Source organism: Streptomyces sp. NBC_00224, from assembly GCF_041435195.1.
GTDB lineage: Bacteria > Actinomycetota > Actinomycetes > Streptomycetales > Streptomycetaceae > Streptomyces.
The window spans coordinates 8,301,218-8,322,549 of the sequence record NZ_CP108106.1; the positions used below are offsets into that span (position 1 = coordinate 8,301,218).

General features: G+C 69.7%; 21 protein-coding genes. 13 read left to right on the forward strand and 8 right to left on the reverse strand.

Annotation, left to right across the window (positions count from 1 at the left end; genetic code table 11):
• Positions 1-58: 58 nt before the first annotated feature.
• Both OG965_RS37150 and OG965_RS37155 read right to left on the reverse strand, forming a co-directional pair.
• Positions 59-664, reverse strand: coding sequence for a hypothetical protein (locus OG965_RS37150; RefSeq protein ID WP_371656479.1), 606 nt, complete (start codon positions 662-664; stop codon positions 59-61).
• Between the two features lie 170 nt (positions 665-834).
• A complete protein-coding gene (locus tag OG965_RS37155) occupies positions 835-1,371 on the reverse strand; it encodes a hypothetical protein (protein ID WP_371656480.1) in 537 nt (178 codons plus the stop codon).
• Positions 1,372-1,600: 229 nt separating this feature from the next.
• Here OG965_RS37155 and OG965_RS37160 point away from each other — a divergent pair, with 229 nt between their 5' ends.
• The 5 genes from OG965_RS37160 (at position 1,601) to OG965_RS37180 (ending at position 4,907) form a co-directional block, all read left to right on the forward strand.
• Positions 1,601-1,744 carry a hypothetical protein gene (locus tag OG965_RS37160; protein WP_371656481.1) on the forward strand — a complete coding sequence of 48 codons (144 nt, stop codon included), beginning with the start codon at positions 1,601-1,603 and terminating at the stop codon, positions 1,742-1,744.
• Between the two features lie 104 nt (positions 1,745-1,848).
• On the forward strand, positions 1,849-2,163 hold the full coding sequence (locus tag OG965_RS37165) for a hypothetical protein (RefSeq protein WP_371656482.1): 315 nt from the start codon (positions 1,849-1,851) through the stop codon (positions 2,161-2,163).
• Between the two features lie 241 nt (positions 2,164-2,404).
• Positions 2,405-3,475: a M14 family metallopeptidase gene (locus OG965_RS37170; RefSeq protein ID WP_371656483.1), complete on the forward strand. Its 1,071-nt coding sequence runs from the start codon at positions 2,405-2,407 to the stop codon at positions 3,473-3,475.
• Positions 3,476-3,574: 99 nt separating this feature from the next.
• Complete coding sequence (locus tag OG965_RS37175; protein ID WP_371656484.1) at positions 3,575-4,201, forward strand: hypothetical protein; 627 nt, start codon at positions 3,575-3,577, stop codon at positions 4,199-4,201.
• Between the two features lie 52 nt (positions 4,202-4,253).
• Entirely contained in the window at positions 4,254-4,907 is a 654-nt protein-coding gene (locus OG965_RS37180) for a DinB family protein (protein WP_371656485.1), read from the forward strand.
• 1 nt (position 4,908) lies between these two features.
• Here OG965_RS37180 and OG965_RS37185 read toward each other — a convergent pair whose 3' ends face one another.
• Entirely contained in the window at positions 4,909-5,361 is a 453-nt protein-coding gene (locus OG965_RS37185) for a nuclear transport factor 2 family protein (protein ID WP_371656486.1), read from the reverse strand.
• Between the two features lie 396 nt (positions 5,362-5,757).
• Between OG965_RS37185 and OG965_RS37190 the strand changes: the two genes are divergently transcribed.
• Together OG965_RS37190 and OG965_RS37195 are read left to right on the forward strand one after the other, a co-directional pair.
• Complete coding sequence (locus OG965_RS37190; RefSeq protein ID WP_371656487.1) at positions 5,758-6,810, forward strand: ETX/MTX2 family pore-forming toxin; 1,053 nt, start codon at positions 5,758-5,760, stop codon at positions 6,808-6,810.
• 324 nt (positions 6,811-7,134) lie between these two features.
• Positions 7,135-8,106, forward strand: a complete 972-nt coding sequence (locus tag OG965_RS37195) for a serine protease (protein WP_371656488.1) — start codon at positions 7,135-7,137, stop codon at positions 8,104-8,106.
• Positions 8,107-8,151: 45 nt separating this feature from the next.
• Here OG965_RS37195 and OG965_RS37200 read toward each other — a convergent pair whose 3' ends face one another.
• Together OG965_RS37200 and OG965_RS37205 are read right to left on the reverse strand one after the other, a co-directional pair.
• Positions 8,152-8,871, reverse strand: a complete 720-nt coding sequence (locus OG965_RS37200) for a helix-turn-helix transcriptional regulator (RefSeq protein ID WP_371656489.1) — start codon at positions 8,869-8,871, stop codon at positions 8,152-8,154.
• Positions 8,872-8,887: 16 nt separating this feature from the next.
• Positions 8,888-9,820, reverse strand: coding sequence for an alpha/beta hydrolase (locus OG965_RS37205; RefSeq protein WP_371656490.1), 933 nt, complete (start codon positions 9,818-9,820; stop codon positions 8,888-8,890).
• A 268-nt stretch (positions 9,821-10,088) separates the two neighbouring features.
• Here OG965_RS37205 and OG965_RS37210 point away from each other — a divergent pair, with 268 nt between their 5' ends.
• Entirely contained in the window at positions 10,089-10,832 is a 744-nt protein-coding gene (locus OG965_RS37210) for a class I SAM-dependent methyltransferase (RefSeq protein WP_371656491.1), read from the forward strand.
• A 167-nt stretch (positions 10,833-10,999) separates the two neighbouring features.
• Here OG965_RS37210 and OG965_RS37215 read toward each other — a convergent pair whose 3' ends face one another.
• Positions 11,000-14,284 (reverse strand): BTAD domain-containing putative transcriptional regulator, encoded by a 3,285-nt coding sequence (locus tag OG965_RS37215; RefSeq protein ID WP_371656492.1) that lies wholly within the window; start codon positions 14,282-14,284, stop codon positions 11,000-11,002.
• A gap of 241 nt (positions 14,285-14,525) precedes the next feature.
• Between OG965_RS37215 and OG965_RS37220 the strand changes: the two genes are divergently transcribed.
• Both OG965_RS37220 and OG965_RS37225 read left to right on the forward strand, forming a co-directional pair.
• On the forward strand, positions 14,526-15,545 hold the full coding sequence (locus tag OG965_RS37220) for an NADP-dependent oxidoreductase (protein ID WP_371657162.1): 1,020 nt from the start codon (positions 14,526-14,528) through the stop codon (positions 15,543-15,545).
• A 5-nt stretch (positions 15,546-15,550) separates the two neighbouring features.
• Complete coding sequence (locus OG965_RS37225; protein WP_371656493.1) at positions 15,551-16,153, forward strand: NAD(P)H oxidoreductase; 603 nt, start codon at positions 15,551-15,553, stop codon at positions 16,151-16,153.
• Positions 16,154-16,397: 244 nt separating this feature from the next.
• On the opposite strand, the gene OG965_RS37230 is transcribed toward OG965_RS37225, so the two are convergent.
• Positions 16,398-16,901, reverse strand: coding sequence for an RICIN domain-containing protein (locus tag OG965_RS37230; protein ID WP_371656494.1), 504 nt, complete (start codon positions 16,899-16,901; stop codon positions 16,398-16,400).
• A gap of 162 nt (positions 16,902-17,063) precedes the next feature.
• Positions 17,064-17,705, reverse strand: coding sequence for a TetR/AcrR family transcriptional regulator (locus OG965_RS37235; protein ID WP_371656495.1), 642 nt, complete (start codon positions 17,703-17,705; stop codon positions 17,064-17,066).
• Positions 17,706-17,806: 101 nt separating this feature from the next.
• On the opposite strand from OG965_RS37235, the gene OG965_RS37240 reads away from it, so the two are divergent.
• The 3 genes from OG965_RS37240 (at position 17,807) to OG965_RS37250 (ending at position 21,320) form a co-directional block, all read left to right on the forward strand.
• Positions 17,807-18,391, forward strand: a complete 585-nt coding sequence (locus OG965_RS37240; protein WP_371656496.1) for a dihydrofolate reductase family protein — start codon at positions 17,807-17,809, stop codon at positions 18,389-18,391.
• A 73-nt stretch (positions 18,392-18,464) separates the two neighbouring features.
• Entirely contained in the window at positions 18,465-18,953 is a 489-nt protein-coding gene (locus OG965_RS37245) for a VOC family protein (RefSeq protein ID WP_371656497.1), read from the forward strand.
• Positions 18,954-19,091: 138 nt separating this feature from the next.
• Complete coding sequence (locus OG965_RS37250; protein WP_371656498.1) at positions 19,092-21,320, forward strand: FG-GAP repeat domain-containing protein; 2,229 nt, start codon at positions 19,092-19,094, stop codon at positions 21,318-21,320.
• The last annotated feature ends 12 nt before the right edge of the window (positions 21,321-21,332 follow it).

Consider the following 21,332-nt stretch of genomic DNA (forward strand, 5'->3'; position numbering starts at 1 on the left):
ACGTCTGACGCGGTTGCGGCGCGGGGGTGTGCTGCGGATGCGCATGGTCTGCCCCCGCTCAGTCGCAGGTGGTCGCGGAGCGGACGGCGTCGATGAGAGCGGCCGAGGAGGAACTGCTGTTCTTCATGATCGCGGTGACCTTGCCGCAGCCGCCGCGTGTGCGGTAGACGGGGCCCGCGTACTGGGTGTAGTTGCCGACGTCCTCCGCGCAGCCGTCGTCGATGTAGTTGGAGCAGACCTTCAGCTTCATCCATTTGCGGGAGGCGGTGTTGTTGTCGAAGATCGAGCAGACCGGAACGTCGTTGGGGTCGTTGGTGGGCGCGGCCTTGGTGTAGATGAAGAGGGTGCCGAGCCGGTTGAGGTGGGGCGGCAGCGTCTCGGCGTATTCGAGGGACCAGCCGCTCCCGCAGATCACGGCGGCCGCTTCGACCGCCGCAGGCTGGGCCTTGGCGATGGCACGTGTGGCACGGTTGGCGGTTGCCGTCACCAGGGCCGGGGCGGCCTTCACCGGCTTCGGAACAGCTCGTGCCGGGGGCGGTGCGGACGTCGGTGCCGTGGCGGCCTGGTGGGGGGCGGCGCCGGCCGACGGGACGGCGAGCCCGAGTCCGGCCAGGGCAGCGGCGGCGACTGCCGTACGGACGAGGGCTGGGCGACAACGGGGCATCGGAGCTCCTTCGTTGATGTTCTTGGTGGGTTGGGGATGTGGAGCGGTTACGAGAGGGTGCGGGACGGGCGGGCCTGGCTTGAGATCACCCCTGGGGGCCGGACGTGCGATGGGGCCGCCTCCGCTGCGAGGCGTCACGCGGCGCCGAACCGGCGGCTCGCGTGGGTGGCTCAGTACCAGGGGGTGCAGAAGTCCTCTGAGCTGGAGCTGAGATGGACGCACGCCTGGGCCTGCTTGTAGCTGGGCTTGTAGAGGATTCCGGACCAGGAGTTGATCGTGTTGGTCCCCGCAGAGGAGTTCCAGCCGCTCTCGCCGATGCCGCGTGCGGCGAGCCCCCACTCCTCGTCGCCACCGCCCGTCCTGCGGCGGTTGACGTAGACCCAGCCGCCGCCGCTGCCCGTCGGATAGGTGATCCGGGACCAGGCGTACGGGTCGCCGTCGGTGGTGCCCACGCGCAGGTCGAGCGCGCCGAGCGGGTAGGGCACTCCACGAGCCGTACTCGGCCCTGCCTGCCAGGTCTGGATGTTCGGGTTGTGCCCGTCGCAGCCGAAACCCGAACAGGAGAAGGCGGCCGCCTGCCCGGCGAACGCGGTCGACGCGCCGAACGCCGTCGACGCTCCGAACGCGAGCAGCAGCCCCGCCGTCAGCGAGCCGGCCCGCGCGTATGAGCGTCTGCGCCGCGCGCCACGTAAAGCTGTCTCGTCCATGAAGGCCTCCTGGTGGTAGAGGGGTCTTGAGGGTTGGCAGTGTGCGGGCCCACACCGGTTGTCCGGTCCCTGCCGGTTGGATTCGAGCAGGTCGGACGGGAAACAGTGGGTGGACAAAGGGAGTTGTCCACGGACAATGCCGAGCAGGGGCTGTGACAGGAAGCTGCTGCGGCGGTGGCGTCAGTCGGTACGCCGAGCGGCTGGACCTCGCCGTCGAGGGGGGCAGGGGGTGGCCCGCGAGGTCCCCGCACCGCGCCTGCGCGTGCTCGTACCGCGGCTCGCCGAGTACGACGACGAGCGGGAGCTGATCACCGGCCTCGACGGGCTGTTGAGCGGGATGCCCGAGGCTCCGTTTGACTCGTTCTACGGCTGAAGCGCACCCTGGGAATACGGGGTACACATAGGACATATATCTACATCAGCCACGCGCCGTGGGCACCGCTGATGTGAGCCGGACGGCGCCCGGAAGAGGCCGTCATGTCCACCGCTCGTCAGCTCCTCCGCGTCCGCGTCACAGCCAAGGACGCCGAAACCCTGCGCGCCCTCCTGCGCGAGGCACGTCCCGATGTCGGGGGGCGCCCGCGCCGGGGCGAGGACGGCAGTTTCAGCATCGAGGCATACGCCTCCCCGGAGCAGGCCGAGGCCCTCGAACGCGAGGGTGTGTTGGTCACGACCATCGAGGACGCTGCAGCCACCGGCCGCGCCCGCCAGGCCGAAGTCGGCGAGGGGGACCGGTTCGCCCCCGACGACGCGGTCCCGCGCGGGCTGGCCCTCAAGGTGAAGGACGCCTAGGGCCTGTCCGGCGGATCTCGTCGGCACGCGGGGGCTTGGCACGCCCTCCCCCAAGGCCTTAAGGGCCAGGGGGGACCCCCAGCGGCGTTGTCGTCAGTTGCCGACGCTCCGCGTCGACGCCTTCCTCCGCCTTGCAGCTGGACGCGCCAAGCCCCCGCTCACCAGGATCGAAAGGGCGGCCAGGGCCGAGGCCGACCAGATCCGCCGGACAGGCCCTAGCAGGCCGCCCAGGAGGGACACCATGTCGTACTTGAACACCACCGAGGTCGAGTCCGCCGTGACCAGCCTGGCCACCGCCTTCCCGTCCGCCTGCGACCTGATCGACCTGCCCGAGCCGTCCGTGGAGGGCCGGGCCGGTCACGCCCTGCGGATCGGCACCGGCCCCGCCGGTACCCACGACAGCGTCGTCCTCATCGGCGGCGTGCACGCCCGCGAGTGGGGCAGCTGCGAGATCCTCGTACACCTCGCGGCCGACCTCCTGGAGGCCGGCGCCGAGGGTGCCGGGCTCGCCTACGGCGGCAAGACCTACACCGCCGCCCAGGTACGGAGCGTCCTCGACAACCTCGACGTCGTCGTCTTCCCGCTCGTCAACCCCGACGGCCGCCACTACAGTCAGACCGTCGACCCGATGTGGCGCAAGAACCGCAACCCGGCCAACTCCGGTGGCGACCCCACCCGTATCGGCGTCGACATCAACCGCAACTACGACTTCCTCTTCGACTTCGCCACCGCCTTCGACCCGACCGCCGGAGTGCGGGTCTCCGACGACCCGGGCGACATCCAGGTGTACCAGGGCCCCAGCCCCTTCTCGGAACCCGAGACCCGCAACGTCCGCTGGCTGCTCGACGCCTTCCCGCGGACCCGCTGGTTCGTCGATGTGCACAGCTACTCCGAGGACATGCTCTTCGTGTGGGGCGACGACGAGAACCAGTCGCTCGACCCGGCCAAGAACTTCGGCAACGCCGCCTTCGACGGCAAACGCGGAGTGGCCGGTGACCTGGCGTACGCGGAGTTCATCCCGAAGGGCGACTCAGACGACAGCGCCGTACTCGCCGAGCAGTTCTGCAAAGGCCTGCACGGCGTACGCGGCAGTACCTACAGCCCGATGTCGGCCTTCTACCTGTACCCGACCAGCGGCACCAGCGACGACTACGCCTACTCCCGGCACATCGTCGACCCCCACAAGGGCAAGATCTTCGGCTTCACCATCGAGTGGGGCAAGAGCTTCCAGCCGCCGTGGTCGGAGATGAAGCGGATCATTCTGGACGTGAACTCCGGGCTCGTACAGTTCTGCCTCGCCACGCTTCCGTAGACCCACTGTTGTTTTCGGGGGAGGTGCGAGGACGTACTCACAGGCGGGTGAGTACCTTCGCGCTGATGCGCCCTGCACTGGTGGGGTTTGATCGACACCATGCGTACCGACACCCACCCGGCACCCGCGCATCCCGCGACGCCGACGCCCGTATCACCGCGGCGCTTTCGCCGCACGGCTCTCATCGGGCTCCCGGTGCTGGCGCTGGTGCTCCTGATGGTCTTCCTGGCCCAGGCATGCGAATCGATGGCGGGCGGGCGCGTGCACTCGGCGCTGGACTATCGCCGGCATGTCGCCCGGACCAAGCAGGCGGGCATGGACACCGTTGGGCGGCTGCGGCCCGCACCGGCTCTGGCGGGCGCACTGCCGGGCGCCACGCTGGAGGGGACGGCGCAGGAAGAGGGCAACAGCTCCTGTGTCGACGACCTGGGCTTCGACGAGGGCGACGTCACGCGGGGTCGGCCCGGCTTCAGTTGGAGACTGCGGTTCGGGGACAGCCGCGGCTACCTGACGGCCGTGGAGGACCTTCGAGCCCAGTGGAAGGCCCAGGGCCTGACTGTCACGGACGTGCCGCCGCCGGACCGGGGTGAACCTGGCGAGGGTCTTCCCGGAGTACGTACGACCGACCACGGCATCGAACTGTCCCTCCGGCGCGACTGGTACACGGGCAACCCCACGGTGTACGCCAACGGCACGTGCATGCGACACCACGCGGGCCAAGGATGAGCCGGGCTGTCGGCTGCGGAGTGCCCCCGCTCCGGCCTTGTAGGCTCCCCGCATGCCACAACTCGGGGAATCGCACATGCCGGTGAGCGGGCAGCACGTGCGCCAGGCCGTTGCCTACTGCGTCGACGTCCTCGAAGGCGTCCCGGCTGCCCAATGGCACGACCGGGCCGGCGGCTTGGAGTGGACGCGCTGGGAGACCCTTGAGCACCTCGCGGACGACCTGCTCACGTACGCGCTGCGGTTCGGGCTCGCGCAGCCCATCGCCGTACCGCGCGTCCCGCTGCGTATCTCCAGCGATCGACCGGACGGCCCGGCCAACGTCATCTTCGGGGACCGCGAGGCAGGACCCAGGGGACTCCTGACCGTCGTGGAAGCCTGCGGCGGACTGCTCGCGGCCATCGTCGACACCGCCGACGCAACCACCTTGGCCCCGCACGTCTTCGGCGCCTCCGACCCGGAGGGCTTCGCAGCGATGGGTATCGTCGAGACCCTCGTCCACACCCACGACATCGCCCAAAGCCTGAGCCGCTTCTCGGAGCCCCCGCAGGATCTGAGTGAGCGAGTCCTCGCGCGACTGTTTCCCGACGTCTCCGTCATCGACACCCCGTGGTCGACTCTTCTGTGGGCCACCGGACGCATCGAGACACCTGGCCGCCCCCGCCGGACGAACTGGCGCTGGTACGGCGCACCGCTTGGCCGCAGCTGAGTCACGTGGCTTCGGTGCCCCTCGTGTCGAACGCCTGGGCGACGGCAAGGCTGTCTTCGTAGACATGGTGACGGGTGACAAGGCCGTCTTCGACGGTGAGGTGCAACGCGAACCGCGCGCGATAAGCGCGTCCGGTGAAGCGGGCGGTCTGACGGATCTCGCCGAGCACGACTGCGTCGCGGCCATCGACGAGGATGCGCTCGATCTCGGTCGCTGCCTGCCCAGGCACATGGTGCTCGGCAAGCTCGCGGTAGTGGGCGGCGGCATCGGCACGGGTGGAGCGGTGACGGATCCATGGGGTGGCGGTCCGCCCGTGCTCGGCCTCCGGCCAGTCCAGCTTCCAGTCGCCCCGCTCGGCGTACATCGCAGCGATGCGCTCGGGATGGCCCTCGCCGATGCGGTGCAACAGCTCCTCCACGACAGTACGGGTAGTTGCGGGTGCGGCTATGGACACGACACATCACTCCGATCCGACATCCGCGTCCGACCGACGCGGCGAGATCAGCATTCTCGCCAGCGCCGACAGATCGGCGCCATTACCTCCCAGGTAACGACACGGAGCGTCAAGAACCCCTTTCGCGATAGGCCCTGGCTGCATGCGACCGCGTCGGCGTGGCCTTACCCAGCGCCGCCGAACGAGCGCGCCGGCCAGGTTCTGACCTGGCTGCGGGACAACCCCCGGTAGAAGCGGCCGCGCCGCGCAAGGATGGCGTCAAGGCGGACCGTGGAAACGTATGGGAGGTGTCAATAAGCCCGGTTTTTCCCGTTAGGTGGGGGTTGGCTGTGACTGGTTCACGCCGACAGGCATCCCAGGCGATCCGGGCGGGGCCGAGTGACTGAGGGAGAGACAGTGAAGTTGTCCATACGCAAGAGGGGCTTCGCCCGTTTCGTGGTGCCGGTTACCGCCATCGCGGCCCTCGCCGCCTTGGCGGCGCCCGGCGATGCCTCCGCCGCCGCCCACAGTGCTCCGGCGTACCCCGCCGACCTCGACAGCCTGCTCAACGACCTCGTGCGGTACGGCGATTCCGCCACCACGAACGGTGAGCGGCAGTACGCGTCCGTGTGGGACAACCGTCACTGGACGTACCAGTGGGGCCGGAGCAACATTCCGACGACCAGCCATGTGTCGACCCGCAACGACGCCTCGGGTGTCACCTTCTCCAACCTTCAGGTGACTCCGGACGGTGAGGCGACCACGAGCCCCGGGGCCACCTGGTACGTGGGCAGCTCTTTCCTGACGAACAAAACCGACAGGGAGATGACGCTGACGACCCAGAGCTTCAGCAAGACGGTGACGGACACCCTGTCAACCGCGGTCACCAAGCAGTTCTCCACATCCCACAAGGTATCGGGGCAGGTGAATGTCGGTAACTTCTTCAGCGGCAGCGACGAGTTCACCGCCACATGGACCTGGGGTGAGACCGACACCAAGACGGAATCCGAGCAGGAGACCTACAAAGCGAAGTCCCAGTCGGTCCCGGTGCCGCCGCACACCACCGCCGTCGTCAAGGTCGTGCTCAAGCAGACGAAGAGCACGGGCGCGGTGAAGCTGGAGGGCGACCTGGACGGAAGCTTCACCAGGTCCTTGATCCGTACGGACTGCAACGACAGCGGTGCCTGTGCCCCCGGCCACGTTGTCCGAAGCAGTACGGAATCGGTGTACGACACGGCCCTGGCCGCCGTTCCGCTGCCGCCGGGCATCTACCTCAGCGGCCATCACACGGTCGCGGTTCCGGGCCTGGGCACCTATACCGCCGAGAACGGCTCGCAGTTCGGCGTCGAGGTCAGCTACGCGCCGCAGCAGTCGGCTCCGGCCCCTGGCGCATCGGCCCCGGCCCCCGCCGCATTGCACTCGTACTCCTACACGGTGCCTGTTCAGAAGGCTGCCGCACCTCCTCGGTGACCAGGCGTACCACCAACGCCGCCCGGGGCCCGCGGCCTGCATCGCGCTCGGCACCGCAGCGGACGGCATGGCGAAGGCGCCCGCTGAGGGCGTGTGGTGAAGGCCCCGTCCTCCACCCGGTCCGGCGGAAACTTCCTCCGGACCGGTCGCAACCTCGCGACTGGTCGCGCGTCGTATGGGGCAAGGGGTGTGACCCGCGCCCCGACAGCACCCGTCCGCAAGAAGCAAGAAAGGCAGACGATGTCAGCCACACATCGAGCATTCCCCCGCAAACTCGCCGCTGCGGGAGCCCTCCTGCTGAGTGCGACCACGACCACGGGGGCAGTGCTGCTGCCGACCTCGGCCCTCGCCGCGGAACCGGAGTCCATAACGACGCATTCCGGCGCCACAACCGAACAAGAACGCAGCCGGATCGATACCTACTGGACCCCCACACGGATGAAGCTGGCAGGCGCTTTGGTCCCCGAGATCACCCCCGTGCCCGAGGACGACAACACGCCTGACGATCCGCACCCGCTTCCCGCGAACACGCTGGATCCCGGGGCCACATGGACGCACGGCGGAGCGGTGAACAAGAGCGTCGGCCGTCTCTTCTTCACCTTCTCCGACGGCTACGACGGCAGTTGCACCGCAACCGTCGTCAACAGCGCGAACCGCAGCACCATCATCACGGCGGCGCACTGTCTGAGGGGCGTCGGGGCTCCCGCTGCCGACGGCACATGGAACCGCAACCTCTATTTCGTGCCCGGTTACCGCAACGGAACGAAGCCGCTCGGCGGTTTCAGCATCAAGAACATGGCCACCTCTTCCCGTTGGGACGCCGATCCGAGCAAGACGACCTCGGACGATGTCGCTGTCGCCGGCCACGACACGGGAATCCTCGTAGCAAACCCTTCAGCCGGGGGTCGACGGATCGCGGACGTCACAGGAAGCCAGAAGATCGCGTTCACCAAGCCTGCCAAGGACGAGTTCATCCACACCTTCGGGTACCCGAAAGACCGACTCAACGACCCCAGCGCCACATACACCGGATCCCGCATGATCCATTGCGCCGGACCGGCTCAGCCCGGCCCCAAAGCCCCCCTTCTGTGGGGTGAGCCCTGCGACATGTCACACGGGGCGAGCGGTGGCCCCCACCTCGCACAGTTCGACACCCAGAGCGGCACCGGCACCGTCGTCGGTGTCACCACCACCAGCGACGAACTCGCGGGCGGGCAGGCCAATACGCTCTACGCCACACGCCTTGGCGACAGTGCCCACCGCCTCTACAACTGGGCGCAGACACGCTCGGCCTGACCTCTTGGCTTGGCCAAGGTTTGCCGAGTCGGCGCCTTCGGATTCTCATGGTCGGGGTGTGAGCGGGGCCAGTGCGGTGGGTCGCACCGCACTGGCGGCGGCCGAGCCGAGTAGTAGTTCGGTCAGGTCATGGGGTTGGGCTTGTTCACCGGTGGGAGCCGCTGCCGCGATCCGGTCCAGCCGGAAGCCCCGGCCGGCCCGGCGGGTGCGGCACCAGGCGATGAGGTACCAGCGGCCGTCGGCGGTGAGCAGTCCGGCCGGCTCCACGACACGGTTGCTCTCGTGTCCTGCCGCGTCGGTGTAGGACAGCCGTAGCACCATGTTGTTGGCGAGGGCCTGCTCCACCGCGGTACGGATGGTGGAGTCGGTTCGTGCGGGCAGGGTAACGATCCGTGCGGCGAGTTGTTGGGCCGCCGCCGAGGCGGGGCCGGTCAACGAGGCTGTGATCTTCTGGGCCGCGGTGCGGGCCGCGTCGGCGTAGGGGGTGGAAGCGTCGGTCGCGGCGAGCGCGGCGGTCAGCGCCGAGGCCTCGTCGGCGGTGAGGTGGATCGGGGGCAGGGTCATCTCCGGGTCGATCGACCAGCCGCCGCCCCGCCAGGGTATGGAGCGCACCGGGACACCGGTCTCCATCAGGGTTTGCAGGTCACGCTGCACCGTGCGTGTGCTGACGTGGAACCGCGTGGCGAGCGCCGCGACCGTCAACGGTCGCGGCGCCGCCGCGCGCAACTCTTCCACCAGCGCGTACAGCCGGGCAGTTCGGTTCATGCGGCTGACGCTACCGTCACGCGGTGGCCAGGAAGTCCCGCTGGCGCCGCAGTTCCCGCTCGGTGATGGCCAGGGGGAACAGGGTGAAGCCGTGCATCGCGCCGGCGACGACGCCGAGCTCCACAGGCGCACCCGCCGCCTGCCACCGTTGGGCCAGGAACAGCGAGTCGTCCAGCAGCGGATCCTCGGTGCCGACGACGATCCGGGCGGGCGGCAACCCGGTCAGATTCGCGAACAAGGGCGACACCTCGGGGTCACGGCGCTGCTCCAGCCCCATCCCTGGCGTGAACAACTCGTAGCTGCTTCGCATCGTGTCGGTGTTGCTCAGCAGCTGCCGGGAGCCGAACAACCGCTGGCTTGGTGTCATCGACAGGTCGTAGGGGCCGAAGAGCAGGTGGGCCGCCCGGAACGCGCCGGTGATGCCGTGCCGGTCGCGAAGACGCAGCAGCGTCACGACGCTGAGGTGGGCACCGGCCGATTCACCGCCGATCAGCAGCCGTTCCGTACCGAACTCGGCCGCGGCGTGTGCCACCAGCCACCGGGCAGCAGCTTCGCAGTCGTCGGGCCCGGCGGGGAAGGGGTGTTCCGGCGCGAGACGGTACTCCACACTCACCACGGCCAACCGTGCCTGCTCAGCGAGCTGCCAGAGCCGCTCGTCCTGCCCGTCGGCGGACCCGAACACCCAGCCGCCTCCATGAATGTGCAGGTACACGCCGTCGACATGGTCCGGCACGAAGACCCGCACTTTCACTCCGCCCTCAACGACGCGGTCCCGGCCGTGCGGCAGCCGGACCGGTGGTGTGTCACCGCCGAGCCGGTTGGCCCGCAGGAGCGCCAACGTGGCTGCGCTCGGCGCCTGCCCTCGAACTGGACGGCCTGCGGCGGCAGCCTCAAATTGCTCGTTGAACGCCAGGGTCTCGGGGAGGCAGTCCTCATCTGTGATCGTCATGCCGTCGACACTCGCAGCTCCTCGCGACACCGTCCTGTCACCCTTTCTTTGTGAGCTGCGTCATGATCCTGCTGCGCTCCTGATGATGCGCCGGTGACATTGGGCGATAGGTGGGTCGCCCGGCTAACTTCTTTGTGTCATCTGCCAGTACGGCGGTCAGTCAGGGGCGGAGGAGACTGCCTGCCATGACCGCGACCCGGCGGGCCTTGAGTCCGGCGGGCCGATGTGGCCAGCCACGTACATGATGAAGCGCAGAAGGGGGCGGCACGTGAGCGTGCAGCAGTATGACGAGATCGGCGAGGCGTTCGAGGGGTTCAAGTCCCTGCCGCTGATGCGTTTCGGGGAGGTGCCGAGCTTCCTGGGCATGGTCGGGGACGTGAGCGGCAAGTCGGTTCTCGACCTGGCGTGCGGTACCGGTTTCTACAGCAGGGAGTTCAAGCGGCGCGGCGCCACGGAGGTCCTCGGTGTCGACATCTCCGTCGAGATGATCGCCGCCGCGCAGGAGTTCGAGCAGCGTGACCCGCTGGATGTGCACTACGAGGTCGGTGACGTCGCCGAGCTGCGGCCTTTCGATGGGCGCTTCGACATCGCGTTGGGAGTGCAGTGCCTCAACTACGCCGAGGACATCGCGGCGATGGAGCGGATGTGCCGCGACATCCACCGGAGCCTGGTGCCGGGTGGAGAGTTCTTCGTGCTCGCCCAGAAGCCCGACTACCGGTTCGACTGTCCGACCCTGGACAAGTACGGGTTCCGCTGCGAGCCGACCGGCGAGGAGATCGAGACGGGTGCGCGGGTGCGGGTCACGGCTCTCCTCGACCCGCAGCCGATCAGCATCGTCACCACGGCCCCGCGCCGCGAGGTCTACGAAGAGTGTCTGCGGGCGGCCGGGTTCAGTGAGGTGAAGTGGGTTCCGCTGCAGGTGTCCGAAGCCGGCATCCGTGAGTTCGGCGAGGACTTCTGGGCGGACCTCCTCGCGAAGCCGCCGCTGGAGATGCTGCGCTGCCGTGCCTAGCCGTGCCTAGCCCTGCCTCGCCGGGCAGGCCGCAGGGCGCGGGCGATGTCCGGCGTTCCTTGGGAGCACGAGGGTATGCCTGGACGTGCGTGCAGCCGGAATCCCGGGCACCCGCCTGGCCGTTGCCCGGAAACCCAAGCGCCAGTCATGTGAAGTCAGTGACCAGGTCAGTGTGTTGCTCTGGTGCTCAGGTCAGCCGTGGCCGACGATGGCAAGTCCCTTAGATGGTCGTCGGGTTGCAGGTCGCGGCCGTGCTGGAACGCGGTGGCGAAGGCGTCCTCGCCCATGGCTCCACTCGCGCGTGCGGTGACACGGTCGACGTCGCCGCGCTCGGCTCGGGGGAGTGGTGCGCCGACCGACTCCCGTACTGCGGCGGCCGTACCGAGCAGTCGGGCGGCGTGGTGGGGCCGTTCCGCGAGTGCCTGCGCGCCGGCCAGCCCTTCGAGCGCGAGCGCGACCGCCCGGGGATCGCCTGTCCTGCGTGCCGCGGTCAGACCCTCCAGGTGCAGCGCCTGTGCCTGGGGGGCATCGCCGCGCTGCTCGGCGACGAAGCCGAGCTCCGCGAGGATCAGAGCAGTCCCGGAATCCACGCCCTGCCTGCGGTTCCACTCCAGCCAGGGGCGCAGATGCACCTCGGCGGCGTCCAGGTCGCCCTGCCGGCGGGCACCGAGGGCGAGCCCGGTCGCGGCGAATTGCTCGGCGGGCCGGTGGGATTGCTCGGCGGCCAGCCGCCGCGCCCGCTCGTGGAGCTCCCCTGCGGACGCGTACTCGCCGGTGAGCAGCGCGATCCTGCCCAGCCTGGACAACCGGAACGACACGTCCGTCCAGAGCTGGAGTTCCTCCGCGATGCGCACACCGTCGCGGTGCAGACGGGCGGCCTCGTCGTAGTCACCGGCGATCTCGGCCAGTACGCCCAGTTGCTCGGCGGCCCTCAGTTGGCCCCACCGGTCGCCGAGCTCGGCGAAGCGTGCCGCGCTGTCGACGGCGTGCCGCCGGAGGCCGGTGAGGTCGCCCCGGTACATGGCCTCGGTGGCGCGGGTACTCTGCGTCGCGGCCATGCCCCAGCGGTCGTCGTCGGCGCGGAACTCGGCCAGCAGACCGGCGGTTTGACCCTCGACCGACGGGTCGGCGAACCCGCACCGGGCAAGCGCCAGGAACCACCGGGCCCTGGTATCTGCCCCGTCGTACTCCCCGTCGGTCGGCTGCTTCGGTTGCGCGTCGTCGCCGACGAGCAGTGCGAACGCGGCCTGCCGCGCCAGCGCGCTGCTGCGGGCCGAGGAGGAGCCCCGGTCGCGGGCGGGTCCGTCGTCGCCGGGGGCGCCGGAACCCAGCGCCATGTCGAACGACCGCCGGGCCTCGCCGAGGCGGCCGCGTAGGAACCAGTACCAGGCCAGCGCGTTGACCTGGCGCACCGCCAGGTCGGCGTCACCGTCGGCGCTGCCGTCCGCGGCAGGGCCCGCTGTCGCGTCGGCGAGTGCGTAGCGGAGGTTGGCGCTGTCGCTGTCGAGTCGTCGCAGCCAGCGGCGCTGGTCGGGGCCGTACAGCCAAGGCTCCGACCGCTCGGCCAGCTCGGTGTAGTGGGCCCGATGCCGTCGGCGGGCGAGCCGCGACTCACCGGCCTCCTGGAGCCGTTCGAGGCTGTAGGCGGCGACCGACTCCAGCATTCGGTAGCGGGGGCCGTCCTCGCCGTCCAGCACGGTGACGAGCGAGCGGTCCACCAGGCGGGTGACCACATCGAGGACGGCGTCGGCGGGTACGTCCGGTGCGGCGCAGACCTCCTCGGCGGCGGGCAGTGTGCATCCGCCGGCGAAGACGGCCAGTCGGCGCAGAACGGCGCGCTCCGGTCCGGTCAGCAGCCCCCAGCTCCAGTCGATCACCGCACGCAGGGTCCGCTGCCGGGCGGGTGCGTCCCGGCGCCCGGAGTTCAGGAGACGGAAGCGGTCGCTGAGGCGCTCGGCCAGCTCATGGACGCCCAGGGCCCGTACCCGGGCGGCGGCGAGCTCCAGCGCGAGCGGAATCCCGTCGAGTCGCTCGCACAGGAGCGCCACGGCGTCGGCGTTGGCAGGGCCGAGAGCGAATCCCGGCGCGGCCGCCGCCGCCCGCGCCGCGAAGAGCTGCACGGCGTCGGACTCCCGCAGCGGCTCGACCGCGTGCAGCGTCTCGCCCGAGATCGCCAGAGGCTCCCGGCTGGTGGCCAGGATGCGCAGGCCGGGTGCGTGGCGCAGGAGTTGCTCGGCCAGCTCGGCGACCGGCTGGATCAGGTGCTCGCAGTTGTCCAGGACGAGCAACATGCGTCGAGGGCCGAGCGCGTGGGCGAGGTGGTCCGACGCCCGCCCGGACGGCAGTTGGGCGCCTGCGTGATCGCGGATGTCGAGCGCGTCGGCCACCGCCGAGGCCACTTCGTCGGCATCGCCGCTGCCCGCGGTCTCGGCGGCGAGTTCGACCAGCCAGACTCCGTCGGGGAAAGCGTCGGCCGGTGGCGCGGCGGCCTCCAGCGCGAGGCGGGTCTTGCCGACGCCGCCGGGCCCGGTGAGCGTCACAAGCCGACCCGCTTGGAGCAGCGAACGTACGTGGGCGACGTCCTGGCGTCGCCCGATCAGGTCGGTCAGCCGGGCCGGCAGGTTCGTGCGGGGCGCAGCCGTGGCGGCGGCCGGGGAGGGCGGGAGATGCGCGGGGGCGATGGGGGCAGTGGCCGGGGTGGGTGCCAGCGCCGGGTCCTGGCGAAGGATCGCCTGGTGCAGGGCGACCAGGTCGGGGCCGGGGTCGAGCCCCAGTTCCTCGGCCAGACGCTCCGTCAGCTCGCGGTAGCTGTCCAGTGCTTCTGCCTGCCGGCCGGAGAGGTAGAGGGAACGCATGTGTACGGCCCGCAGCCCGTCCCGCAGCGGATGCAGCTTCACGAGCTCACCCAACTCGTCCGCGAGCGGGCGGTGTTCGCCGCGTTCCAGACGTATGCCGGCCAGTTCCTCCACCACGGTCAGCCGCTGCTCGTCCAGCCTGGTGGCCACCGCCTGCGCGAAGGCGTGGTCGCGGAACTCGGCGAAGGCCGGCCCGCGCCACAGCGCCAGAGCATCCGAAAGCAGTGGCACCCGGCCGTGTGGGTCCTCCGTGCGGCGTGCCTGCGCCGTCAGCGCGGCGAACCGACCGGAGTCCACCACGTCATCCGGCACCTGCAGCAGATAGCCGGCCGGACGGTGGGCGACCAGCTCCCGGCCACCGGGCTCGGCCAGCTCCAGCGTCCGGCGCAGCTGCGAGACCTTGGTCTGGAGCGTGTTGGCCGGGTTCTTGGGTACCGCCTCGCCCCACAGATCGTCGACGAGGCGGTCCGTCGAGACCGGCTGCCCGTGGTGCGCCAGCAGATCGGCCAGCAGGGCGCGGACCTTCGGCTCGCGGACCGTGACCGGAGCCCCCTCGTCGGTACGGACCTGCAGCGGGCCCAGCACTTCGAAACGCATGGCGTCACGCTAGCGCGCGCCCTGTTCCGGTCCGTGCGTGGCCCATGTGTGCCCGTGCGTGCCCGTGCGTGCCCGTGCGTGGACCGTCAGCAGATCGTGCGCGGCCCTCGGCAAGGTAGTTCCTGTCAACGAGAACGGCACCACCGAACGGAAGAGGAAGCCCACCATGTCGAACCCGACGAACCCGACGAACCCGACGAACCTGACGGCCACAGTGAACGCGGCGAACACGGCTAACACGATGAACGCGGCGAACTTCGTCTCCGGCCAGATCCGGCTCGCCTCGCGCCCCGTCGGTGAGCCCACCGCGGACACCTTCGAGCTGGTCCGCACCGACGTACCGGAGCCGGCCGAGGGCGAGATCGTCGTCCGCAACACCTGGATGTCGGTTGACCCGTACATGCGCGGCCGTATGGACGACGTGCCGTCGTACATCCCGCCCTTCCCCCTCGGCGCCGCGCTGGAGGGCAGCGCGGCGGGCGTGGTGGTCGCCTCGCGGTCCGCCACTGTGCCGGTCGGCGCGACCGTCTCCCACTTCCTGGGCTGGCGTGAGTACGCCGTGCTGGACGCCGCCGCCGCGACCGTCATCGACACCGACCTGGCCCCGGCGCAGGCGTACTTGGGCGCGCTCGGCACCACTGGCCTGACCGCCTACGCGGCGCTGACCGAGGTCGCGCCGGTGCGTGAAGGCGACGTGGTGTTCATCTCCGCCGCCGCCGGGGCGGTGGGCAGCGTCGCGGGACAGCTGGCCCGCAAGCTCGGGGCCTCCAAGGTGATCGGCTCGGCCGGCGGCCCCGAGAAGGCGAAGAAGCTGGTGACGGACTTCGGGTACGACGCTGCCATCGACTACCGCGCGGGCTCGTTGGAGGAGCAACTGGCCCAGGCCGCGCCGGAGGGCGTCGACGTCTACCTCGACAGCGTGGGCGGCGGCCATCTGCGGGCAGCCATCGGCGCGATGCGCACCGGTGGCCGGATCGCACTGGTCGGCGCCATCGGCGGCTACAACGTCACCGAGCCGGCCGCCGGCCCCGACAACCTCTTCCAGGCAGCCGCCAAGGAGCTGAACCTGCGCGGCATGCTGGTCAGCAGCTACTTCCACCTCTTCCCCGAGTGGATCGGGCGCGCTGCGGGCTGGCTCGCCGACGGCACCCTGCACACGGAACACACCGTGTTCGAGGGCATCGACCGGGCCCCGGCCGCCTTCCTCGGCATGATGCGCGGCGCCAACACCGGCAAGATGCTCGTCCGGCTGGACGGCTGACGGCCGTGGCACAGCACGCTCTGCTGGTCCTCGCCCACCCCCGCGGCGACTCCCTCACCGCCCAGATCGCCCACCGCGCCCGCGAACGCCTGGTGGACGCCGGGTACACCGTCGACCTGCTCGACCTGTACGCCGAGGACTTCGATCCCCGCACCGGCCCCGAAGACGAGCCGGACTGGGCGAACCGGGACAAGGAATACTCGCCCGAGGTCCGGTCCCACATGGACCGGATCGAGGCCGCGGACACCATCGTTGTGGTCTTCCCCCTCTGGTGGTTCGGGCTCCCGGCCATCCTCAAGGGCTGGATCGACCGGGTGTGGAACTACGGTTTCGCATACGGCCGCAGCCGCCCCCGCCTGGGCGCCAAGGGGATGCTCTGGCTCGGGCTTTCCAGCTACCCGCGCGAGCAGTTCGCCGAGCTCGGCTGGGACACCCTGATCGAGCGCCAACTCCGTGTCGGAGTCTCCGAGTTCTGCGGCATCAAGGACGCTTCGGTGGAATTCGTCCACGACTCCCTGAGCATCGGCGCCCTGGGACTCGCCGCAGCGGACACCGCGGTCGCCGCGTTCCTCGGGGCACCCGCCGAACCTGTCGCACCTGCGAGGTGATCCCACTCAGTAGGCACACAAGCGTCCCACGATGCGGCCCTCACCCTGGCCGCCGCTCCGGCGGCCAGGGTCTCGGATGGAAACTCCAGACGCGAAGGAATCCCCACTCATGAGCGACAACCGCACCATCACCAACCCTGCCGGGCTGCCGAAGGGCCCGAAGCCCGGTCCACGGCTGGGATCGCGGGAGCGGAGGCTTCAGTGCGCGGTAGCAGGCAGTGCCGCCCACCGCGGGAACGCCCACTCAGAAATGCCAATTCTGGTCGGCGTTGCCGTTGCACTCCCATTGGACTGCCGTGGCGTTCCAAGCGGTGCTGGCGTTGTCGATGCCTAGGCACAGGCCGGAATTGAGGTTGAGGAGGCGGAACGAATTGCCGCTGATGGGGCTGTAGAGCCACTTCTGGTCGGGGTTGCCGTTGCACCCCCACTGGACTGCACGAGCCCCCCAGGATCTGCTGCCGTTGTCGACCCCGAGGCACAATCCATGGTCGTTGGTCAGCGTGTAGGAGGAGCCGCCGTCGACAGAGTGAAAGGTCCACTGCTGGTCGGCATTTCCGTTGCACTCCCACTGGACCGCGCGGGTGCCCCATGCGGTGCTGTTCTGGTCGATGCCGAGGCACAGCCCGTCATTGTTGTTACGGATCCCCCAGCCACTCGCGGCAGCGGACGGAGCGGCAGCAAGCGCCACACCGGCAGCGACGGCCAAACCTGCGGAGACGGTGGTGATTCGGCGTAGGATTTTCGGCACGGAAGTCCCTCCCGACGCATTGCATTTGGATGCCTGTGACAAACCTTGGGCCCCGGGAGCAAGTCGCACAAGAGCCGGGTCCACTCAGCGGAACGAGCGGCTGTTACGTCGGCCTGTGGCCGGTGTGTCACCAACCTGACCGGCTCGGCCCGTGTGGCGAGGTCACGAGGTTGCCGTGGTGGGGCGGTTGCCGAGGGAGGCGGTGAGGAGCGGGAAGACATGGTCCGCCTCCGGAGTCAGCACGGCCTCGATCTCGTCGTCGGCGTGGCCGGCCAGGGTCAGTTCCTGGATGCGGCGGAACAGGAGGCGGTCGGCTGCGGCGATCAGGGCGGCGGCGGCCCGGGGGGCGACGGCGGGCGCGGGATCCGGGGTGATGGAGGCCAGCGCCGTGGCAAGTGCCTCCTCGCGCTGGTTGTGCAGTTCGAGCAATCGGGCGCTGAGGGTGGGGCTGTCGGCGACCATGCGGGCGAACTCGGGGCCGGTGAAGCCGACGACCGGGCTGTGTTCCGCCAGGGTGGTGCGGAACGCCCGTTCCAGCGCGGTGAGCGGTTCTTCGCCAGGGGCACGTCCGGTGACGGCGTGAGCCAGGCCCTGGGTGAACGCCTCGTGGTGGTCCAGGGCCAGGTCCTCCTTGCGGGGGAAGTAGTTGGTGACCGTCTTCTTGGCGACCCGGGCCGCAGTGGCGATCTCGGCGATCGTGGTCTGCTCGAAGCCCTGCTCGATGAAGAGCCTGGTGGCGCAGTCGGAGATCAGCTGCCTGGTCTCCTGCTTCTTGGACTCTCGGAGTCCCAGCTCGGTAGTCATGGAGCAATCTTACACTCGTAGCAAAATTATGCTTGACCGATCGAGTGGCCTCTGTCTAAAGTTACGTCCGTCGCAAAGTTCGCCTGAATGAACGGATCCGGATGCGCAAGCTCACGTACTTCATCGGCACCACCATCGACGGCTTCATCGCCGCCCCTGACGGTGACTACGACTTCTTCATGCCGTACGTCACCGAGGACTTCCTCCCGCACCTGATCGCCGAGTACGCGGAAACCCTCCCTACCCCGGCCCGCGCCGGACTCGGCCTCGCGGATGCGCCCAACACCCGCTTCGACACCGTGCTCATGGGCCGCGGCACGTACGACCCCGGTCTGGCCATGGGGCTCACCAGCCCGTACGCCCACCTGCGGCAGTTTGTCCTCTCCCGCTCGCTCGCTGTCAGCCCGGACGAAGCCGTAGAGGTCACCGCGGAGGACCCGACGCAGCTGGTCCGCCGGCTCAAGGGAGAGGAAGGGCTCGGGATCTGGCTCTGTGGAGGCGCCGACCTGGCCGGGCAGCTCCTGCCCGAGATCGACGAGCTGATCGTCAAGCAGTACCCGATCGTTGCCGGTTCCGGCATCCCGCTCTTCCGCGCCGACTTCTCGCCGCGTGCCTTCAAGCTCACCGACAGCCACGCGTTCGAGCGCGGGAACCTCGTCCTCACCTACACGAAGACGTCCGACTGACCTGACCGCCTGGCATCACCTTCGACCCACCACCCCGACACCACCGCGCCCCAACCCTCCAGGAGCCACCACCTTGCGCGTCACCACCTCCACCCTGTCCCTCACCGTCGCCGACATCGACGCCTCCCGCGACTTCTTCCGCACCCACCTCGGCTACCAGGTCGCCATGGCCGCCGACGGCTTCGCGTCCCTGACCCGCGATGATGCCGCCGCCGACCTCGTGCTGCTGCGGCGCGGCACCGAGGTGCTCCCGCCCGAACAGCGGGACCAGCAGGCGGCGGGCCTGATCTTCGCGCTTACCGTCACCGGCATCGAGGCCGAGGAACGGCGCCTGCGCGAGGCGGGCGCCCCGATCACCATGCCGCTGCGCGAGGAGCCCTGGGGCGAGCGGCTGTTCCAGCTGACCGATCCGAACGGAATCGTCGTGCAACTCGTCGAATGGGCCGCCACCGACGAGCCCGCGCAGGCCGCGCAGCCGGAGGAGAACGTCGCCATGCGCTCGGACGGCGTGGCCTCCGTACCCGGGACCGAAGGCACCCGCACCCTGCCCTGGGCCCAGTAACAACCCGCCCCCCTCGCGGCGCCCTCTCTCATGATGAGAAGACACGAGTAACTCGTACAACCACCACCCCTCATCGCAAGTCTGATCGAGCGGCACGCGCCGATGTGCGTACCGCTTGGCTCATCCGGAGGGACTCCCTTGGCTACCGCACGCACCACCCGACGCCGTCTCGGCGCCTCCGTCGCGACCGTTCTCGCCGCGACGGTCGGCGCCGGCGTCCTGGCCTCGCCCGGCGCCGTGGCCGCCATCGCTGCCCCGACCAGGGCCACTGCCGACGCGGCCGACGCGGCGAACCTGCCCCTCGGCGCCGAGATCGTCAGCACCGGCGACACCGGCTACCTCACGTCCCGTACGGACGACTCCGGCTACGCGGTCCTGCAGTGGCACAAGTACGCCGACGGCTCGGTACTGCCGATCAATACGGGCACCATGGGGCACAGCAGCAACTCCGACACCGTCGTGACCAGCGACGGCAGCATGGTCTTCCTGCGGGACATGAAGACGAACGGCAGCTGGTCCGCGTCCTTCAACCTCGCGTCCGTGTTCAAGCCCGGGGCGAAGCTCGTCGGCGTGGTGGGCGAGAACCTCTTCGTGAGCGTTCCGACCACGGGGGACTACCACGAGCTGTGGCAGCTCGCCCAAGTCAACGGCGTCACCAGCAAGACGAAGCTCACGTCCAACACCTACGGCGTGGACTACAAGGTCGTCGCCTCCACGGGCCACGACATGCTCGTCCTGGGCAGTTCCCGGGTCTTCTCCGGACCGACCTACCGGACCGAGTACTGGAAGGCGCTCACCAACGTCAACAACCACTCGGTCATCGACTGGGGCGGCACGGAGAGCACCGGCGCGTGGACCCAGGACTCCACGGGCGCCTACACCGCCGACTACAAGGCGTGGGTCGAGGCCAGCGCCGGGCGCACCGCGCTCGTCGTGGCCGCGCAGGGCACCCGCAAGACCTTCGCGATGGACAGCTCCATGAGCGGTGCCGTCATCGCCGGCATCCAAGGGAACACGCTGCTCTACGGGGTCCCGGGGAAGGCCGCCGACGAGACGCGGAGCCCGCTGTACGCCCGGAGCATCACGACCGCCGACGCCGTGCCGTACAAGCTCCTGGAGCACTTCTCCAGCGTGGCCCACGCACCGGACGGCAGCCTGCTCGTGCGCGGCGCCACGGCCGAAGCCGACGGGCTGTTCCGGGTCCACGACGGATTCGGCGGCGCCCCGAGCGTCACGCTCGTGGCGGACACGGGCCGGGATCTGGCCCTCAAGGTGACCGAGTCGAAGGTCCCCACCGCGGTGGACCTGGAGAAGGCGGGCACCACGGTCCCGATGGAGTGGACCCTGTCCCGCGCGAACGCCACCGTGGACCTCACCCTCACGCACGCGGCCACCGGCAAGAAGCTCACCAAGCACCTGTCCCAGGCGGCCTCCGGCAGTCGCTTCGCCTTCACCTGGGACGGCGTCCTGGACGGCATCAGCGCCCCCAACGGCGCCTACACCTGGCGGATCACCGCCACTCCGACCAGCGGCGCGGGCGGTCCGGCGACCGCGTCGGGGAGCTTCCAGGTCTCGCGCCTGGCCAACCCGCACGACCTCAACGACAACGGCTCGACGGACGTGCTCGCGCGGGACGCCTCGGGTGCGCTGTGGCGGGACGACCTCTTCGACTGGCCGTCGGGCAACCAGGCCACCACCGCCAAGCGGACGAAGATCGGTGCCGGTTGGCAGGTCTACAACCAGATCGAGGCCGCGGGGAACCTTGCGGGCGCCCCGGCGGGTGACCTCGTCGCCCGCGACTCCTCGGGTGTCCTGTGGCTCTACCAGGGCGACGGCGCGGGCAACTTCACCTCCCGCGTCAAGGTGGGTGCCGGCTGGCAGATCTACAACAAGATCACCGGTGGCAGCGATCTCACCGGTGACGGACGCCCCGACCTCCTCGCCACCGACACCTCCGGCGTCCTGTGGCTCTACAAGGGCACCGGCAGCGCGTCCGCCCCCTTCGCCACCCGCACCCGAGTCGGCGGCGGCTGGCAGATCTACAACCAGATCACCGCCGTCGGCAACATCGCAGGCGGTACGGCCGGTGACCTCGTCGCCCGCGACACGTCGGGTGTCCTGTGGCTCTACCAGGGTGACGGCACGGGCAACTTCACCTCCCGCGTCAAGATCGGCGGCGGCTGGAACAGCTTCTCCCAGCTCGTCGGCGCCGGCGACGTCACCGGCGACCAACGCCCCGACCTGATCGCCTACGGCCCGAACGGCACGTACGTCTACCAGTCGACCGGCTCGACGACGGCCCCGTTCAGTCGGCAGACGACCACCCTGTACGCGGGCGAGGGCACCAAGTTCAACACCATCGCGTAGGACTCGGCAGGC

Bases quoted from the DNA above. Each gene is read 5' to 3' on its own strand.
- OG965_RS37150 (WP_371656479.1), bottom strand. From the start codon at position 664: ATGCCCCGTTGTCGCCCAGCCCTCGTCCGTACGGCAGTCGCCGCCGCT.
- OG965_RS37155 (WP_371656480.1), bottom strand. From the start codon at position 1,371: ATGGACGAGACAGCTTTACGTGGCGCGCGGCGCAGACGCTCATACGCG.
- OG965_RS37165 (WP_371656482.1), top strand. From the start codon at position 1,849: ATGTCCACCGCTCGTCAGCTCCTCCGCGTCCGCGTCACAGCCAAGGAC.
- OG965_RS37170 (WP_371656483.1), top strand. From the start codon at position 2,405: ATGTCGTACTTGAACACCACCGAGGTCGAGTCCGCCGTGACCAGCCTG.
- OG965_RS37175 (WP_371656484.1), top strand. From the start codon at position 3,575: ATGCGTACCGACACCCACCCGGCACCCGCGCATCCCGCGACGCCGACG.
- OG965_RS37180 (WP_371656485.1), top strand. From the start codon at position 4,254: ATGCCACAACTCGGGGAATCGCACATGCCGGTGAGCGGGCAGCACGTG.
- OG965_RS37200 (WP_371656489.1), bottom strand. From the start codon at position 8,871: ATGAACCGAACTGCCCGGCTGTACGCGCTGGTGGAAGAGTTGCGCGCG.
- OG965_RS37205 (WP_371656490.1), bottom strand. From the start codon at position 9,820: ATGACGATCACAGATGAGGACTGCCTCCCCGAGACCCTGGCGTTCAAC.
- OG965_RS37215 (WP_371656492.1), bottom strand. From the start codon at position 14,284: ATGCGTTTCGAAGTGCTGGGCCCGCTGCAGGTCCGTACCGACGAGGGG.
- OG965_RS37220 (WP_371657162.1), top strand. From the start codon at position 14,526: ATGAACGCGGCGAACTTCGTCTCCGGCCAGATCCGGCTCGCCTCGCGC.
- OG965_RS37235 (WP_371656495.1), bottom strand. From the start codon at position 17,705: ATGACTACCGAGCTGGGACTCCGAGAGTCCAAGAAGCAGGAGACCAGG.
- OG965_RS37240 (WP_371656496.1), top strand. From the start codon at position 17,807: ATGCGCAAGCTCACGTACTTCATCGGCACCACCATCGACGGCTTCATC.